Below are 16746 nucleotides of genomic sequence, written 5' to 3' on the forward strand. Positions count from 1 at the left end.
ATCACAGCGCGGCGGCGATGGCCATACCGAGCTGTTCGGTGCTGGCGCTGCCGCCGAGATCGCGCGTCAGGTGCTCACCCGCTGCCAGCGTGCGTTCAATCGCGTCTAACACCGCATCACCTGCCGCTTTGTAGCCGAGGTGCTCCAGCATCATCGCGCCACACCAGATCTGTCCGATGGGATTGGCGACGCCTTTACCGGCGATATCGGGCGCAGAACCGTGAACCGGTTCAAACAGGCTGGGGAACAGGCCTTCCGGATTGATATTGGCCGAAGGGGCGATGCCGATGGTGCCGGTACAGGCCGGGCCGAGATCGGAGAGGATATCGCCAAACAGATTGCTGGCGACCACCACATCAAACCAGTCCGGATGCAGCACGAAGTTAGCGGTGAGAATATCGATGTGATACTTATCGACGCGAACCTCGGGGAACTGACCGGCCATGGCTTCAACGCGACTATCCCAGTAGGGCATAGTGATGGCAATACCGTTCGATTTGGTGGCGGATGTCAGGTGTTTCTTCGGCCGACTCTGCGCCAGCTGATAGGCAAACTTCAGGATGCGATCGACGCCGGTGCGCGTCATCACCGTCTCCTGAATCACCACTTCACGTTCGGTGCCGGGGAACATGGTGCCGCCGACGCTGGAGTATTCACCCTCCGTGTTTTCGCGTACCACATAGAAGTCGATATCGCCGGGCTGACGGTTCGCCAGCGGCGCTTTGACGCCTGGCATCAGTCGCACCGGACGCAGATTCACATATTGATCGAACTCCCGGCGGAACTGCAGCAGCGAGCCCCACAGTGAAACGTGGTCGGGCACCACATCGGGCCAGCCGACTGCGCCAAAATAGATCGCATCAAAGGCTTTCAGCTGTGGAAACCAGTCGTCAGGCAACATTTTGCCATGCTGCTGCCAGTAGTCGGCACTGGCGTAATCGAACCACTCCCAGCGCAGCGGAATGTTAAATTTCTCTGCGGCCGCATTCATTACACGGACGCCTTCCGGCATCACTTCTTTGCCGATGCCGTCGCCAGGGATCACGGCAACAGAGTGAATTTTGTCAGTCACAGGGTACCTTTCCGGTTGATGTTCGAATTGTGTACGCAGTATAACTGTCGCTTACGGGGAAATAATGAGCCTGAAAGGCAATCCAGTGTTGAATAAAAGTAGAGAATCCCGCACCTCCACCGATGATTTAGCCTTCTTTGTTCGCCTGGCTGCGCTGGATAGCCTGACTGCGGCGGCGCGCGAACTGGGACTGTCGCTGGCGGCGGTCAGCAAACGTCTGAGCCAGCTGGAACAGCGGCTTGGTGTGCAACTCCTGCGCCGCACCACGCGACGACTGGAGCTGACGCCGGAAGGGCGCCGTTATCTGGCGGGTGCGCGTCCGTTGCTGGATCAGCTGGCGGCGCTGGAAGAGGCGGTCAGCGGCGAAACCGCCCAGCTGCGCGGCACACTTAACATCAACGCCTCATTTGGCTTTGGCCGTCGGCATATTGCGCCCTGCGTCTCGGCTTTTGCCGCGCTGCACCCGGAACTCTCGCTGTCGCTGCAGCTCAGCAGCCAGCCACTTAATTTTCTTGATGCCCACATGGATATTGATATCCGCGTCGGAGAACTGCCCGACTCACGGCTGGTGGCGCGCAAACTGCGTACCAATCCGCGCATTCTCTGCTGCTCACCCGCCTATGCCGCCCGGCACGGTCTGCCGGAGACAGTGCGCGATCTGGCACAACACAACTGCATTTTACTGCGCCAGCACGACAGCGATTTTACCCTGTGGCGACTGACCAGCGGCGAACAGAGCATCAATCAGAAAGTGCGCGGCAGTCTTATCACCAACGATGGCGAAGTGGCGATGCGGCTGGCGATGGATGGGCATGGCATCTTGCTGCGTTCCTGGTGGGACGCGCAGCACAGTCTGGCGACGGGCGAACTGCTGCCGGTGTTACCCGACTGGCAGGCACCGGATGGCGATATTTTTGCGGTCTGGCAGGCGCAGCGTCAGCTTCCGGCGCGTATTACCGCATTTGTGGCGTTTCTGCAGAGCAATCTGCAATCGGTTGATTAGCCAGGCTTTTAAAGGCAGTTTCTGGTGCGGCCAGACGCCTGCGGACAATATACATACCGCATTAAGCTGATTCGGTTGCGTCAGCGTGCCGCTGCGTTTACAGCGTTTTAGCGGCTGCGTATGATTCTTATTCTTTTTATTTCCAGCCTGTCCTCTGCGTTGTGGCCAGCCGGGAGCAGCAGGCAGATAGGGGAGTTAAGTATGAAAGCGTTGTTCAGTCCGCGTACAGCGGCACTTACACTGGCGATGGTGACCACCTTCAGCCTGACGGCGTGCCAGATGCCGGCGAAAAAAGTGGATGCCAGCGCGCCGGTGGTGATGCAGCCCTCCAGCCCGGATAACCTGATTCAGCGCGAGCTGGGTGAAGGTTTGTATGAGATGGCCTATCTGCCAGCAAAAAACGCCCTCTATGTCGCCAGCGCGCAGGGATTTAAAGATATCAGCGGCGGCATGATCTACCGTCTTGATGCTTCCACGCTGCAGAGCACCGGCGCGGGACACTTCGATCTGAAAAACTTTGGTCTGATCAGCGCGCCTGACGGCAGCGCACTCTACGCCACCAACACGCTGGATGGCGGTATCTCTAAAATCGATCCTGATAACGGTAAGGTGCTGAAGCGCCTGATGTTTGACGAGAAAAACGAGAAAGGCATGCCCTATGGCACGCGTGAAATCTTTCTGCATGACGGGCTGCTCTATGTCGGCGGCGTGGGCGATCCGGGCGTGATCTGGGTGGTTGATGCCAAAACCCTGACGCTGAAAACCCGGATAAAAAATGCCGGGAAGTGGGTCACAGGTATCATCTTCTCGCCGGTCAGCGACCGGATTTATGCGGCGAACGGCAGCGGGGAAATCCTGGTGATCAATCCGCGCAATAACAAAATCGAGCAGCGCCTGACGGCGGGTGACGGGCAGGAGTATCTGTTCCTGAATATGGCCGAGGATCCGGCAACCGGTCGCCTGTTTGTGACGGATAATTCAAAAGCGAAAAATACGCTGGTGTTTGATGAGCGCAACGGCAAGGTCATTAAGCGTCTGAATCCGGGCGACTCACTGGGGATTAAGTTTAATGGCAAGCGCAATGAGATTTATATCAGCCAGCGCGAATCGAAGAAGGTGCTGCAGCTGGATGGCACCACCTATGAGGTGAAAAACAGCTGGTCATTTGATAGCCACCCCAACAGTCTGCTGGTCTCACCGGACGGGCAGACCCTGTTCGTCACCCTGAAGCAGGGCTTCAATGACGATCACAGCAGTCAGGGGCTGGATGGCGTGGCGCGTATCACACTGCAATAAGAAAAGGCGGCATCGCTGCCGCCTGCATCTTTACTTAGCCACACCTTCTACCAGCACCACGCGATAGTTCGCGCCTTTCAGACGGTGCGCTTTGGCAGCCTGATATTCCGGGCTGTCATACCAGGCATGTGCGGCTTCGCGGCTCGCGAATTCCAGAATCACCACGCCTTCCGCTTCCTGCCCTTCCAGCGTTTCCAGTTCGCCATAAAAGGCGAGAGGATTGATCTGATGATCGCCGCGAGCCTCGCCCGCTTTCTCGGCATAGATCGCCATTTCGTCCTGGTTCAGGGTGTTATCACGAATAAATACAACATATGCACTCACAGGTCTCTCCTTAAGCTTTTTTATCCTGGGTTTTGGTATCGAAGTCAGCGGCATCATGACGCTCGTGCAGCTGATCGGCCGGGTCGCCCATGACACGGTTGACCTTGCGGCCACGAATCACAGCAGGTCGCAGCGCGATCTCTTTCGCCCAGCGCACCACATTTTTATAGGAGTGCACATCCAGGAATTCGGCACCGCCATACTGGTCATTCAGCACCATGTTGCCGTACCACGGCCAGGTAGCGATATCAGCGATGGTGTAGTCATCACCGGCCAGATAGCGGTTATCTGCCAGCTGACGATCCAGCACGTCGAGCTGACGCTTCGCTTCCAGCGTGAAGCGGTTAATGGCGTACTCAATTTTTTCTGGCGCGTAGTGATAGAAATGACCGAAACCACCGCCGAGGTAAGGCGCTGAGCCCTGTAACCAGAAGAGCCAGTTCAGGGTTTCGGTGCGGCCAGCGATATCTTTCGGCAGGAAGTAGCCATACTTCTCCGCAAGATAGAGCAGGATATTGCCCGATTCAAATACCCGAATCGGCGGCGTTGCCGAGTGGTCGCTCAGCGCCGGGATTTTCGAGTTCGGGTTTACGTCGACAAAACCGCTGGAGAACTGATCGCCTTCGCCGATACGGATCAGCCAGGCATCATATTCCGCATCGTTGACGTTAAGCGCCAGCAGCTCTTCCAGCAGGATGGTCACCTTCTGGCCGTTAGGCGTGCCAAGCGAATAGAGCTGTAAAGGATGCTTGCCGACCGGCAACGCTTTTTCATGGGTGGGACCAGCGAACGGACGATTAGTTTTAGCGCCGTTACCTTTGGCTTCAGGGTCCCAGGTCCAGACTTTTGCGGGCTGATATGCATTTTCCGACATAATGAAAGTTCGCCTTATGGTGTGGTATTGGTCTGGAGTGTAGCAGGTGCTGCGAAGGGGGTTTAACTCTGCTGGCTGCGCAAGGCCGTGCTGCAGGGGGCTGATGTCAGGCGGGCAGCGGCACTGGAGAAAAGTGAATAAAAGTGTGTCAGGCAGGTGGTTCGTTATCCTGAGCGGAGGTGGCCGTGCAGTCAGCAGCGACTGCACGGCAGGCAGGGTTACAGCAGTTCACGCTCAATCAGTTCGCGGGTTTCTACCGCCTGAACCTTCATCTTTTCCGGGTAGCCAAACAGAGACGCCGCGATGATCGGTTCACCGCCGACTTTATAACTGCGGGTGGCAAAGCCGGTGTCGCGCAGCGTTTTGAACAGGGTGTCGAAGTCCACTTCGCCTTCGCCCACGCCGACATGCTGGTGAATGGTGGCATCCACCCCTGGCGGGTTAACGATGTAGCGACAGTGTTTTGTATGGTTCATGGTGTCGGCGATCAGCATGTGTGACAGATCGTCACCGGCATACTCCAGCATCGGTTTCACATCACCTTTGCCTTTGTCATAAAAGAAAGTGTGTGGCGCGCTGTAGATATACTTCACATTATCGCTGCGGAACGACTTCACGATATCCACAGTTTCGTTGTTCTCTTCGCAGAAATCCCACGGATGGGCCTGGATTTCGACGCGGATGCCTTCACGTTCGATGATCGGCAGCAGCTCTTCCATGGAGCGATAGAACATCTCTTCACAGATTTCCGGCTCGTTAGGCGTGCCGGAGAGTTCGGTGTTGATCACCTGCACACCCATCTCAACCGCGATCTCGATCATCCGCTTCCAGTTCTTCACCGCCGCCTGACGACGCAGCTCATCCGGGCCGGACCAGCGATAGACCACAATAAACGAGGAGATCTCCAGCCCGGTGGCGTTTAACGCATTCTTATACTCGGTGATGATTTCACGGCTGGCTTTAGGATGCTTATAAAACGGGTTGATCTGCGGATGCGGCGACTGTTCGATATATTTGTATCCCCAGTCGGCCACCTGATGAACCATACGGGTGATGCCTAAATCTTTAATCACATCCACATCAAAAGCGATTTTCATCTTTCTGCTCCGGGCACATTAAGGTTGCTGTTCTTCATTGAAGGTCACGCCAATCTGCTGCCTGACGTTGTCCATCGCGGCCAGGGTGGTAATCGCCTGGTCAAGCGAATGGATGGGCGAATCGATCCGGTTCTGACCGATACACCAGGCGAAATGGTTAATTTCATGACAGAGCTGTTCATAGCGGCTGGCAGGCTCCTGCCACTGCAGGCGATGACGCCGATCGCTGGAGGTCAGGGTGAAGTTACCGGGCGCATAGAACTGGCCTGAAAGTTCCAGCGTGGCCTCGCGTCCGGCGATCACCGCGCCGCCTGGCGTGTTGCTGAACAGGGTGGTATTCAGCACCGAATGCATGCCGTGCTGATGGGTAAACAGCATCGACGTCTGACCGTTTACACGCCCATCCGGGACGGGCTGGCCCCGGGCGACGATCGTGTCAGGCGCACCGCCGCCAACAAACACGCTAAGCGCCACCAGATAGCTGCCCAGATCCAGCATCGGGCCGCCCGCCAGATCGGCGTTGAAGATGCGATGGTCCGGGGTGAAAAACTCGCCATGATCGGCAATCAGGGTGTGAACATCGCCGAGCACGCCATCCTCCAGCAGCTGACGGATAACGTCATATTTCGGTGTGAAGTTGCACCACATCGCCTCCATACAGAGCAGGTTCGCGGCAGCGGCAGTCTGTTTAAGCTGTGTCGCCTGCTGAGCATTCAGCGCCAGCGGCTTTTCAATCAGCAGATGCTTTCCGGCGGCAATGGCGCGCAGACCATCGGGAAAATGGTGGTTGTGGGGCGTAGCGATATAGACCGCATCAACATCCTCCCGCGCCAGCAGCACGTCGAGACTGCCCGTGGCATGGCTGATTGACCATTTGTCGGCAAAGGCCTGTGCTTTTGCCGGGTCACGCGCAGCCACCGCCGTGATCTGCTGATGGGTATGCTGGCGCAGTGCATTGGCAAAATGGTCGGCGATCCAGCCCGGCCCGATAATGCCCCAGCGCAACTGTGGTACCTGGCTGGCAGCGGTCAGGCGTGGAACCGGAAGCGTTGAAGGGAACATAACTTTTCCTTTTATACGTGCAGGCAGGTGCTGCTCAGGGCTCCACTATAGAAAGCCCGCCGTCGTCGCTCTAACCTTTTAATGATGTGATCCCATCAACCCGATCGGCGCAGGATTTTTATCCGTTTTAGCAAATGGGCGTTTTAAAGAGAATGCAGAAAGAAATGAATGTTTCATTTTGCGAGGACGATCAAGATTAACGCTGACTTTCTATCAAATAAATGAGAGGAAATGGCTGTGCCGCGATAGAGTGTTGATGTCTCAGACAACAGAATATATAGGCGTAGCCGTCAGCCAGCGCTACAGAAAGCAGAAGCAGGGAGAAGGATGATGTCAAAAGTGACGATGACCGCCATTGCGCAGGCGGCGGGCGTGGGCGTGGCCACCGTGGATCGGGTGCTGAATGGACGCGCGCCGGTGCGCAGCGTGACCGAGCAGAAAGTGCTGGCTGCGGCCCGCGAGCTGGGCTATCACCTGACGCAGGCACACATCCGGACAGCATCGCCGCTCGCTGCGGCAACAGTTCGCGTGAGCTTTATCCTGCTGCCTGCTCGTTATTCGTTTTATCAGCAGCTGGGCGAGATGCTGAAACAGCAGCTGAAGGCTCAGCAGCCACAGGGCAGCGAACCTGAGTTTTGCTGGCATGATATTCACGAAGTGGAGGCGGTGGCGCACTCGCTGCGTCTGCTGGCACAGCGCAGTGATGTGATTGCGCTGGTGGCGCTGGATCATCCGCTGATTCGTCACGCGATTCAGGATGTGTCCCGACTGGGCGTGCGGGTTCACGCGCTGTTTTCTGATTTCTCGCCCTGTGAGCATGCGGGGTTTGTCGGCATTGATAATCAGAAAGCGGGACGTACGGCGGCCTGGATGGCACAGCATCTGCTGCGTCAGCCGGGATGCGTTGGGGTGCTGCTGGGCGATCACCGCTTTACCTGCCAGGAGAGCAGCGAGATCAGTTTCCGCTCTTACCTGCGCGAGTCAGGCATCAGCCAGCGGGTACTGGAACCGTTAAAAACGCATGAGTCGGGTGAAGGGGGCTATCAGGCGACCCGGCAGTTGCTGGACACTCATGATGATCTGGTGATGATTTATGCGCCCTGCGGCGGCATAGAGGGTGTGGTGCGGGCGCTGCGTGACAGCGGGCGCAGACAGATCGATCTGCTGTGCCACGGTCCGCTGCCCGGCGATGAGCTGGCGCTGATTGATGGCACCATTACGCTGATGTTGCGCCATCGTATTGATGCCATGGCTGCGGCGGTGATCGCCACCTGCCTCAATAGCCGGATGGAACAGCGCGACCATTTTGCGCAGGTGACCGTACCCTTTGAAATCGTGACGCGTGAAAACCTGTAGAAAGAGCAGGTTAGCGGGTATTTGATAGAAAACTATCATATAAAGAAATATTTAAACGCGATCTCTATCAAAAAATGAAACTTTCATTGTTGTCTGAGATGAAATTTTCATTTGATACTGCCAGCAGTTCTCACTGCACAGGCAGATATCATGACCTTTCACATTGCTAATGCGCCCTGTAGCTGGGGCGTCGACGATCCCGCTAATCCCTGGCTGCCGCCATGGCAGAAAGTCCTGACGGAGGCCGCTCAGGCTGGCTATCCCAGTATTGAACTTGGCCCCTGGGGCTATCTGCCAGCGGATGCAGCCGAACTGACGCGGCAGCTTAATGCGCATCAGCTTTCGCTGGTGGCGGGTACGATTTTTGATGATTTGGTCAGTGAAGCGCATTTCCCTGAACTGGTGACGCTGACCCACAATCTGTGTCGTACGCTGGGCAGCGTACCAGCCGCCGCCAGAACGCCCGGCGCCAGCGCGCCTTATCTGGTGATCATCGACTTCGGGAATCCGGAGCGGGCGAAATATGCCGGTCAGTCAGAAAAAGCGCCACGGCTCTCCGCTGACGACTGGCAGCGCATGATGCGACACATCACCATTCTGAGTGAGATTGCCTGGCAGGAGTATGGCGTGCGACCGGTGATCCATCCGCATGCGGGCGGCTGCATTGAGTTTGCCGATGAGCTTGCGCGGCTGGTCAGTGATATTCCGCATCAGGTGGCTGGTTTATGTCTGGATACCGGCCATCTCTATTACGCCGGGATGGATCCGGTCGCTTCACTGCAACAGTACTGGACCCGCATCGATTACCTCCACTTCAAAGACGTTAACCAGCGGGTCTGGCGAGACGCCCTCTCTCGCGGACTCGACTTTTTCACTGCCTGCGCGCAGGGGGTGATGTGTCCGCTGGGGCAGGGCGCAATTGACTATCCGGCGGTGCGCGCACTGCTGACTGAGCGTAACTATCAGGGCTGGATCACCATCGAACAGGAGCGTGATCCGCGCCATGCCGACACCAGTCTGCGGGATGTTAAAGCCAGCCTGGACTATCTCCGATCAACAGGATTTTGAGGACAACAGCATGATTAACGGTAAAAAAGCGGCTAATCGCTCGCTGCGCTGGGGCATGATCGGCGGCGGCGGCACCAGCCAGATTGGCTATATCCATCGCTCTGCGGCACAGCGTGACGGAAACTTTGTGCTGCTGGCGGGGGCATTTGATATTGATGCCGCACGCGGGCGTGAGTTTGGTCAGGCGCTGGGTGTGGCACCGGACCGCTGTTATCCCGATTATGCCAGCCTGTTCGCCGGGGAAGCCGCGCGTGAAGATGGCATTGAGGCGGTGTCTGTCGCCACGCCTAATAATACTCATTTCGCCATTTGCCGCGCGGCGCTTAACGCCGGGCTGCATGTGGTGTGCGAGAAGCCCCTCTGTTTTACGGTCGAAGAGGCGGATGAGCTGGAGCAGCTGAGCCGGGAGAAGCAGAAGGTTGTTGGCGTCACCTACGGTTACGCCGGGCATCAGCTGGTTCATCAGGCCAGGGAAATGATCGCCGAAGGGGCTCTGGGTGAGATCCGCATCGTTAACATGCAGTTTGCTCACGGCTTCCATAATGAGGCGGTGGAGTTGCAGAGTGAAAGCACCCGCTGGCGGGTCGATCCGCGCTTTGTCGGCCCGAGTTACGTGTTAGGCGACCTGGCGACGCATCCGTTATTTATCGCAGAAACGATGTTGCCACAGCTGAAAGTGACGCGTCTGCTCTGTTCGCGTCAGAGCTTTGTCGCGTCGCGTGCGCCGCTGGAGGATAACGCCTTTGTGATGATGGAGTATGACAACGGCGCAGTCGGCACGTTATGGGCGTCGGCGGTGAATGCCGGATCGATGCACGGGCAGAAGATTCGGGTCGTCGGATCGAAAGCCAGTCTGGAGTGGTGGGATGAGCAGCCGAACCAGTTGCGCTATGAAGTGCAGGGCGAGCCAGTGCGCATTCTGGAGCGCGGCATGGGCTATCTTAATCCGCGCGCGCTGGAAGAGGACCGCATTGGCGGAGGGCATACCGAGGGGTTATTTGAAGCCTGGTCCAATCTTTATCGTCGCTTCGCACTGGCGATGGATGCCACCGATCGCCGTGACACCGACTTCCTGCAGGATTTCTGGTATCCCGACGTGCATGCCGGATTAATGGGCGTGCGCTGGGTCGCGCAGTGCGTGAAATCGGCGGATGCCGGTGCAGTGTGGGTGGCGTGCTGAAGCAGAGGGTGAGCCACAGGATGTGGCGAGTGTATCGAACCTTCGATAACGGGTTCGCTCCACAAAAGCAAAAAACCCGCCAGAGGCGGGTTCTTTAAATATGGTGCCCGAACCCGGACAAAAATGCCGGGAGCATTTTTGCATCGCGCGGCTTCGCGCGACCCGGAGGGTGAGCCACAGGATGTGGCGAGTGTATCGAACCTTCGATAACGGGTTCGCTCCACAAAAGCAAAAAACCCGCCAGAGGCGGGTTCTTTAAATATGGTGCCCGAACCCGGACAAAAATGCCGGGAGCATTTTTGCATCGCGCGGCTTCGCGCGACCCGGAGGGTGAGCCACAGGATGTGGCGAGTGTATCGAACCTTCGATAACGGGTTCGTTCCACAAAAGCAAAAACCCGCCAGAGGCGGGTTCTTTAAATATGGTGCCCGAACCCGGAATCGAACCAGGGACACGGGGATTTTCAATCCCCTGCTCTACCGACTGAGCTATTCGGGCAACGGGGCGCATTAAACCGTAAAGGCCGCGGGTCGTCAACGGCTTTCACTAAAAAACCCCTGGAAACGTGACTGATTGCCTGATTTTCAGTCAAAGCGGGTAAAACCTCAGGCCAGCGCGCCATTTTTACGGCACAGCGCGATGCTGTAAACATCCTCCGCCAGCCGCTGTGCGGTGGCGACATCCTGCACATTGCGCTTCACCAGCAGCTTGCTGAGGCAGCCTTCAAGAATCAGCTCCATCTGATCGGCCACCATGCTGGGGTTGTCCAGCGCCTGCTCCACCAGAATGTCGTGGGTGAACTGCCATGAGCCGCGTTTCTGCTGTTCGGCCAGTTGATGGATGGGCTGATCGGGCTGCGGGTAGAAGCTGCAGGCGGCGATAAACAGGCAGCCTGGAAAGCGTCCTTTGCTGACCTGCTCACTCAGGACCTCATAGCGTGCCATCAGCTTCTGGTCGGGCGACAGCGATTCATCCAGCAGGATCTGGCGTCGCCAGGTATCAATCTGCTGCCCGTGATAGCGCAGTGCATCGTAGAGCAGGGCGTCACGATCGGGCCAGAACTGCTGAAGCTGGTCACGGGTTAATTCGGATCCCGCCAGGGTTTCCAATGAGAGGGTGGCGGCGAGGCCGTTCTGTTCAAGCACATTCAATGCATGCTCGAGTATCTGTTCACGCTGCAAGTGACTCTCCTCTGGTATGCAGGCCCGGTAATGCACCGGGCAATGACCTGACTCCAGTGTTGTTTACGGGGTAAGTTTCTGCAAATGCGCCCGGAAGTCGGCGGCATTGAGAAACCCGGTGATGCGCGATCCGGCGATTTCGCGGCCCTGCGCATCAAAGAACAAAATCGTCGGTAAGCCCAGCACCTGAAGGTGCTGCAACAGCGCGTTATCACTGGCGTTGTTGGCGGTGACGTTGGCCTGTAGCAGCTGTACCTGACTCAGGCTATCGCGCACGGCGCTGTCACTAAAGGTATATTTTTCAAACTCTTTGCAAGCGACGCACCAGTCAGCGTAGAGATCGACCATGGTGATGCGGCCACGGGCCTGCTGCAGCGCGCTATCGAGCTGCTGCGGCGTCTGGATAGTATGGAACGGCAGCGGTGCCACAGCCTGCTGCTGCGCCGCCGGGCCACCAAAGGCCCAGTCCTGCAACGGGCGTGCGCTGATCAGCGCAGCGGCCAGCATGATAATCTGCACTACGCGCCACTTACCGCTGCTGGCGCGCAGGCTGACGCTGAACGCCCAGCCAAAGAACGCCACGCCGAGCAGGCTCCAGAACCGCAATCCCCATGCATCGCCCAGCACCCGCTCCAGCAGGAAGACCGGCAGCGCCAGGATGACAAAACCAAAGCCCTCTTTAACGGTTTGCATCCACGGGCCGCTTTTCGGCAGCAGCCGGTTGCCAAACAGGGTCACGGCGATCAGCGGTAATCCCATTCCGACCGCATAGAGCCACAGCGTCCCGGCACCGGCCCACAGATTTCCGCTCTGCGCGATGTAAAGCAGAATGGCGCTGAGCGGGGCCGTGGTGCATGGCGAGCAGATCAAACCCGCCAGCGCGCCCATCAGGAAGACGCCGGGCAGCGAGCCACCCTGCTGACGATTACTCCACAGGGTCAGGCGGGTTTGCAGGCTGGCGGGCAGTTGCAGCGTAAACAGGCCGAACATTGACAGCGCCAGCACGATAAACAGCAGTGAGAGCGTGAACAGCACATAAGGATGCTGCAACGCGGCCTGGAAGCGCAGGCCCGCTGCCGCGACGACCACTCCCAGCAGCGTGTAGGTCAGCGCCATCCCCTGCACATAGACCATCGCCAGCGCGAACAGTCGGCCCAGCGAATAGTGGCGCTGTCCGCCAAGGATAATGCCGGAGATCAGCGGATACATCGGCAGTACGCAGGGCGTAAACGCGACACCGATACCAATCAGTAGCGCCCAGAGCGGCGAGAAAGGCAGCGGGCTGGCGGGCGCGGGCTGAGCGCTGACCGGCGGCGGTGCGCTGCTGGCGGTCACCGCACTTACCGGAACGCTGCGCGTTTCTGGCGGATAACAGAATCCGGCGGCGGCACAGCCCTGATAAGTCACACTGAGCGTGGCGCCGCTGGCCGCCTGTTGCAGCGTCACCGGCAGCGTCAGATCCTGCGGATAGATTTCACTTTTGCCGAAGAATTCATCTTCATGCGGCTGACCAGCCGGCAGCGTTAACGGCGCGATGGTCGCGTTCTGCGGTGTGATGTGGATCTGCTGGCGATAGAGGTAGTAACCCGATTTCACTTTCCAGTGCAGGTTGAGCTGCGCGCCCTGCTGGTCGAAGTCAAAAGTAAAGGCCTGATCGACCGGCACAAAGCGACTGGTCGCCGGATTTGAAAAGAGTGAAGCGTGTGCCTGCAGGCCGATAAACAGCGTCAGCAGAAGCGTAATTAAGCGAGAGATGCGTGCAGCCATGACAAGTATTCACTGTCTCCATATTGAACCGGCAGCGCCAGCAGTTCGGGCACATCGTAAGGGTGAGCGTCTTTGAGCAGATCACACAGCGCCTGCTGATGATCGCTGTCGCATTTCAGCAGCATCTGGACTTCGCTGCTCTGCTCCATTTTTCCCTGCCAGAGATACCAGGAGGTGGCGCCCGGCAGCAGTGTGACACAGGCCGCCAGCCTGGCTTCCAGCGCTAAGCCAGCAAGGTGCTCCGCCGTGGCCTGATCGGGCGTGGTGCAGAGGATAACGACAGCATTCATCCTGTAACTCCTGTTTTAAAGAGCGCCGATGATAGCACGCTCCATCCGTAACACGAGGAGTGCGCTTATAGCAGCAATCCGCCAAAAACGAAGCCAGAGAGCACCGACAGCGCAATGGCGATCACGCCGGGAATGATAAAGGCATGGTTAAACACATACTTGCCAATCCGGGTCGAACCCGTGTCATCCATCTCAACGGCGGCCAGCAGGGTCGGGTAGGTCGGCAGCACAAACAGCGCCGAAACCGCCGCGAAGGAAGCGATGGCAGTAAGCGGCGTAACGCCCAGCAGCAGCGCGGCGGGCATCAGCGCTTTGGTGGTCGCAGCCTGCGAGTAGAGCAGCATCGAGGCGAAGAACAGCACCAGCGCCAGCATCCACGGATAGGTTTTCAGCGTGTCGCCCGCCAGCATCTGAATCTCCGCCAGATGTGCCTTCACAAAGGTATCGCCCAGCCAGGCGACGCCCATCACGCAGATACAGGCGCTCATGCCGGACTTAAAGGTGCTGGCGCTGAGGATTTCGCTGGTGTCGAGTTTGCAGGTCAGGCTGATCAGCGTGGCGATGGTCAGCATAAACACCACAATCGCTTCATTGCGTGGCAGTGGCGGATTGACGATCAGCCCGACGCTGGCGCTGGTCGCGGTGGCATAAAGCACCACGGCCACAATGCCCGTCAGAAACAGCAGCACCGATTTTTTCGCGCCCGGTTTTGCCTGGTAGAGGCTGGCGCCGCGCAGCGTGACTTCGCCTTTGGCGAGACGCGCCTGATAAACCTCATCATCCTTTAGCTCACGGCCTAAGAAGTTAGTCACCAGAGCCGCCAGGAAGAGGCCCACCATGGTTGAGGGGATGGCAATCGCCAGCAGCGTGATATAGCTGACGCCGCGCGGCTCAAGCAAAGTGGCGAAGAAAACCACTGCGGCTGAAATGGGTGATGCGGTAATCGCGATCTGCGAAGCCACTACCGCAATCGACAGCGGCCGGGAAGGGCGAACGCCTTGCTCTTTCGCCACTTCTGCAATCACCGGTAATGTTGAGAACGCGGTATGTCCGGTACCGGCCAGTAGCGTCATCAGGTAGGTCACTAGTGGGGCCAGCAGCGTAACGTGGCGTGGATGGCGGCGCAGCAGGCGTTCCGCCAGACTCACCAGATAATCCATCCCGCCTGCCACCTGCATGGCGGCTATCGCGGCGATCACCGCCATGATGATTTCAATCACATCGAACGGAATAGCACCAGGTGCCATGCCAAATCCCAGCGTCAGGATCAGCACGCCCATCCCGCCTGCGAACCCGATACCAATGCCGCCAAGACGTGCGCCCAACCAGATCGCCATCAAGACGATAAGCAGCTCAACCACAAACATGAATGACTCCTGAAAGATAAACCGGTAATAGCCGGGTGTGCTGTTTAACAAAAAAAAAGGCACACCGTGTTGATCGCGGTGTGCCTTTGGTTAACCAGCGTCGGTTAAAACTTACTGTTCGTTTTCATCAGTATAACGTTTGGCTTTATAAACCGGGTACATCAGGTTCTGCACCGAGAAGATATCGTCCAGCTCACTTTCCGTCAGCAGGCCGCGCTCCAGCACGACCTCACGTACGCTTTTACCGGTTTCCGCACAGATTTTGCCGACGATGTCGCCGTTGTGGTGGCCGATGTAAGGGTTAAGGTAAGTCACGATACCAATCGAGTTGAAGACATAGGCTTCGCACACCGCGCGGTTGGCGGTAATGCCGTTGATGCACTTCTCCAGCAGGTTGTAGCAGGCGTTAGTCAGAATGCTGATCGACTCAAACAGCGCCTGGCCAATCACCGGCTCCATCACGTTGAGCTGCAGCTGGCCCGCTTCAGAGGCCATCGTCACGGTGATGTCGTTGCCAATCACTTTGAAGCAGACCTGGTTTACCACCTCCGGTACAACCGGATTGACCTTGGCGGGCATGATAGAGGAACCCGCCTGCAGCTCTGGCAGATTGATTTCATTCAGGCCTGCACGCGGGCCAGAGGAGAGCAGGCGCAGGTCGTTACAGATTTTAGAGAGCTTCACCGCCAGACGTTTCAGCGATGAATGGACCATCACATAGGCGCCGCAGTCGGAGGTTGCTTCAATCAGATCTTCCGCCGGCACCACCGGCAGGTTGCTGACTTCCGCCAGACGCTGTACCGCCAGGTGCTGATAGCCTTCCGGCGTATTGAGGCGGGTGCCGATGGCGGTCGCGCCCAGGTTCACTTCCAGCAGCAGTTCCGCGGTGCGCAGAATGCTTTTGGTCTCTTCATTCAGCAGTACGCTGAAGGCGTGAAATTCCTGCCCAAGAGTCATCGGCACGGCATCCTGCAACTGGGTACGGCCCATTTTCAGGATGGTCTGGAATTCATCGGCTTTGTGCTGGAAGCCTTCGGCCAGCTGACTGATGCCATCAAGCAGTTTCAGTAGCGAGCTGTAGACCGCGATGCGGAAACCGGTTGGGTAGGCGTCATTGGTGGACTGGCATTTGTTCACATGATCGTTGGGGTTGAGGTACTGATATTCCCCTTTCTGGTGGCCCATCAGCTCAAGGCCGATGTTCGCCAGCACTTCATTGGTGTTCATGTTGACCGAGGTTCCGGCACCGCCCTGATAAACATCCACGGGGAACTGGTCCATACAGCGGCCGTTGTTAAGCACTTCGTCGCAGGCCTTAATGATGGTATCGGCAATGTTGCGCGGGATGGTCTGCAGCTCTTTGTTGGCCATCGCCGCCGCTTTTTTTACCATCACCATGCCGCGGACAAATTCAGGTATGTCGCTGATTTTGCTGTTGCTGATATAAAAATTCTCAATCGCACGCAGAGTATGAACGCCATAATAGGCATCCGCCGGAACTTCGCGCATACCTAACAGGTCTTCTTCGATACGAATGTTGTTCGCCATGATAACCTTCTTGTTGTTGCCGCTAACCATCACAAAGGATGTGTTTATTTTGTCGTGGTGTACCCGTGCCGACATATTATCCGTCTTCATAGGGGCGTGTGCGATCATATTCTGATGCATATGAAAAGCACGCATGCAGATCACTTAATGCTGCAGCCTGGTTAACGATATGTGAAGTTGGTTACAAAATTAACCCCGCAGGATAAATTTGACAGGATCGGTTGAAAATGGCGGCGCGGGTGCCCATCTCTTTTCTTATCA

The 16746-nt window shown here is 57.3% G+C and carries 15 protein-coding genes and 1 tRNA gene; 5 read left to right on the forward strand and 11 right to left on the reverse strand.

Annotated features, from left to right (window positions below; genetic code table 11):
* Position 1 precedes the first annotated feature (1 nt).
* Positions 2–1072 carry a tartrate dehydrogenase gene (locus tag HFD95_RS13070; RefSeq protein WP_010672027.1) on the reverse strand — a complete coding sequence of 357 codons (1071 nt, stop codon included), beginning with the start codon at positions 1070–1072 and terminating at the stop codon, positions 2–4.
* Between the two features lie 64 nt (positions 1073–1136).
* Here HFD95_RS13070 and HFD95_RS13075 point away from each other — a divergent pair, with 64 nt between their 5' ends.
* Positions 1137–2075, forward strand: coding sequence for a LysR family transcriptional regulator (locus HFD95_RS13075; protein WP_167430332.1), 939 nt, complete (start codon positions 1137–1139; stop codon positions 2073–2075).
* 201 nt (positions 2076–2276) lie between these two features.
* The gene (locus HFD95_RS13080; protein WP_159226722.1) at positions 2277–3371 is read left to right on the forward strand and encodes a YncE family protein; all 1095 of its coding nucleotides are present in this window, start codon (positions 2277–2279) and stop codon (positions 3369–3371) included.
* A gap of 30 nt (positions 3372–3401) precedes the next feature.
* Here HFD95_RS13080 and HFD95_RS13085 read toward each other — a convergent pair whose 3' ends face one another.
* From HFD95_RS13085 to HFD95_RS13100, 4 genes are all read right to left on the reverse strand, one after another.
* Positions 3402–3695, reverse strand: a complete 294-nt coding sequence (locus HFD95_RS13085) for a DUF1330 domain-containing protein (RefSeq protein WP_010252030.1) — start codon at positions 3693–3695, stop codon at positions 3402–3404.
* Positions 3696–3705: 10 nt separating this feature from the next.
* Complete coding sequence (yghU, locus tag HFD95_RS13090; RefSeq protein ID WP_022625250.1) at positions 3706–4569, reverse strand: glutathione-dependent disulfide-bond oxidoreductase; 864 nt, start codon at positions 4567–4569, stop codon at positions 3706–3708.
* A 218-nt stretch (positions 4570–4787) separates the two neighbouring features.
* The gene (locus HFD95_RS13095; RefSeq protein ID WP_010252025.1) at positions 4788–5666 is read right to left on the reverse strand and encodes a sugar phosphate isomerase/epimerase family protein; all 879 of its coding nucleotides are present in this window, start codon (positions 5664–5666) and stop codon (positions 4788–4790) included.
* Positions 5667–5684: 18 nt separating this feature from the next.
* The gene (locus HFD95_RS13100) at positions 5685–6728 is read right to left on the reverse strand and encodes a Gfo/Idh/MocA family protein (protein WP_163639808.1); all 1044 of its coding nucleotides are present in this window, start codon (positions 6726–6728) and stop codon (positions 5685–5687) included.
* Positions 6729–7058: 330 nt separating this feature from the next.
* On the opposite strand from HFD95_RS13100, the gene HFD95_RS13105 reads away from it, so the two are divergent.
* From HFD95_RS13105 to HFD95_RS13115, 3 genes are all read left to right on the forward strand, one after another.
* Entirely contained in the window at positions 7059–8084 is a 1026-nt protein-coding gene (locus tag HFD95_RS13105) for a LacI family DNA-binding transcriptional regulator (protein ID WP_167430381.1), read from the forward strand.
* Positions 8085–8234: 150 nt separating this feature from the next.
* Complete coding sequence (locus tag HFD95_RS13110; RefSeq protein ID WP_167430333.1) at positions 8235–9152, forward strand: TIM barrel protein; 918 nt, start codon at positions 8235–8237, stop codon at positions 9150–9152.
* 10 nt (positions 9153–9162) lie between these two features.
* Positions 9163–10332 (forward strand): Gfo/Idh/MocA family protein, encoded by a 1170-nt coding sequence (locus HFD95_RS13115; protein ID WP_010252017.1) that lies wholly within the window; start codon positions 9163–9165, stop codon positions 10330–10332.
* A gap of 422 nt (positions 10333–10754) precedes the next feature.
* Here the strand turns inward: HFD95_RS13115 and HFD95_RS13120 are convergent.
* The 6 genes from HFD95_RS13120 to aspA all read right to left on the reverse strand — a co-directional run bounded on the left by HFD95_RS13120 (position 10755) and on the right by aspA (position 16485).
* A tRNA-Phe gene (locus HFD95_RS13120) sits at positions 10755–10830 on the reverse strand.
* A gap of 107 nt (positions 10831–10937) precedes the next feature.
* A complete protein-coding gene (locus tag HFD95_RS13125) occupies positions 10938–11513 on the reverse strand; it encodes a transcriptional regulator (protein WP_010252014.1) in 576 nt (191 codons plus the stop codon).
* Between the two features lie 63 nt (positions 11514–11576).
* Positions 11577–13280 carry a protein-disulfide reductase DsbD gene (locus HFD95_RS13130; RefSeq protein ID WP_167430334.1) on the reverse strand — a complete coding sequence of 568 codons (1704 nt, stop codon included), beginning with the start codon at positions 13278–13280 and terminating at the stop codon, positions 11577–11579.
* Positions 13256–13570, reverse strand: coding sequence for a divalent cation tolerance protein CutA (gene cutA, locus HFD95_RS13135; protein ID WP_010672018.1), 315 nt, complete (start codon positions 13568–13570; stop codon positions 13256–13258). Before cutA ends, HFD95_RS13130 begins: the two co-directional genes overlap by 25 nt.
* A gap of 65 nt (positions 13571–13635) precedes the next feature.
* The gene (locus tag HFD95_RS13140) at positions 13636–14937 is read right to left on the reverse strand and encodes an anaerobic C4-dicarboxylate transporter (RefSeq protein ID WP_033759606.1); all 1302 of its coding nucleotides are present in this window, start codon (positions 14935–14937) and stop codon (positions 13636–13638) included.
* Positions 14938–15048: 111 nt separating this feature from the next.
* Positions 15049–16485: an aspartate ammonia-lyase gene (aspA, locus tag HFD95_RS13145; RefSeq protein WP_010251996.1), complete on the reverse strand. Its 1437-nt coding sequence runs from the start codon at positions 16483–16485 to the stop codon at positions 15049–15051.
* Positions 16486–16746: the final 261 nt, after the last annotated feature.

The sequence above is a fragment of the Pantoea sp. EKM10T genome (assembly GCF_011800685.1).
GTDB classification, from domain to species: Bacteria; Pseudomonadota; Gammaproteobacteria; order Enterobacterales; family Enterobacteriaceae; genus Pantoea; species Pantoea agglomerans.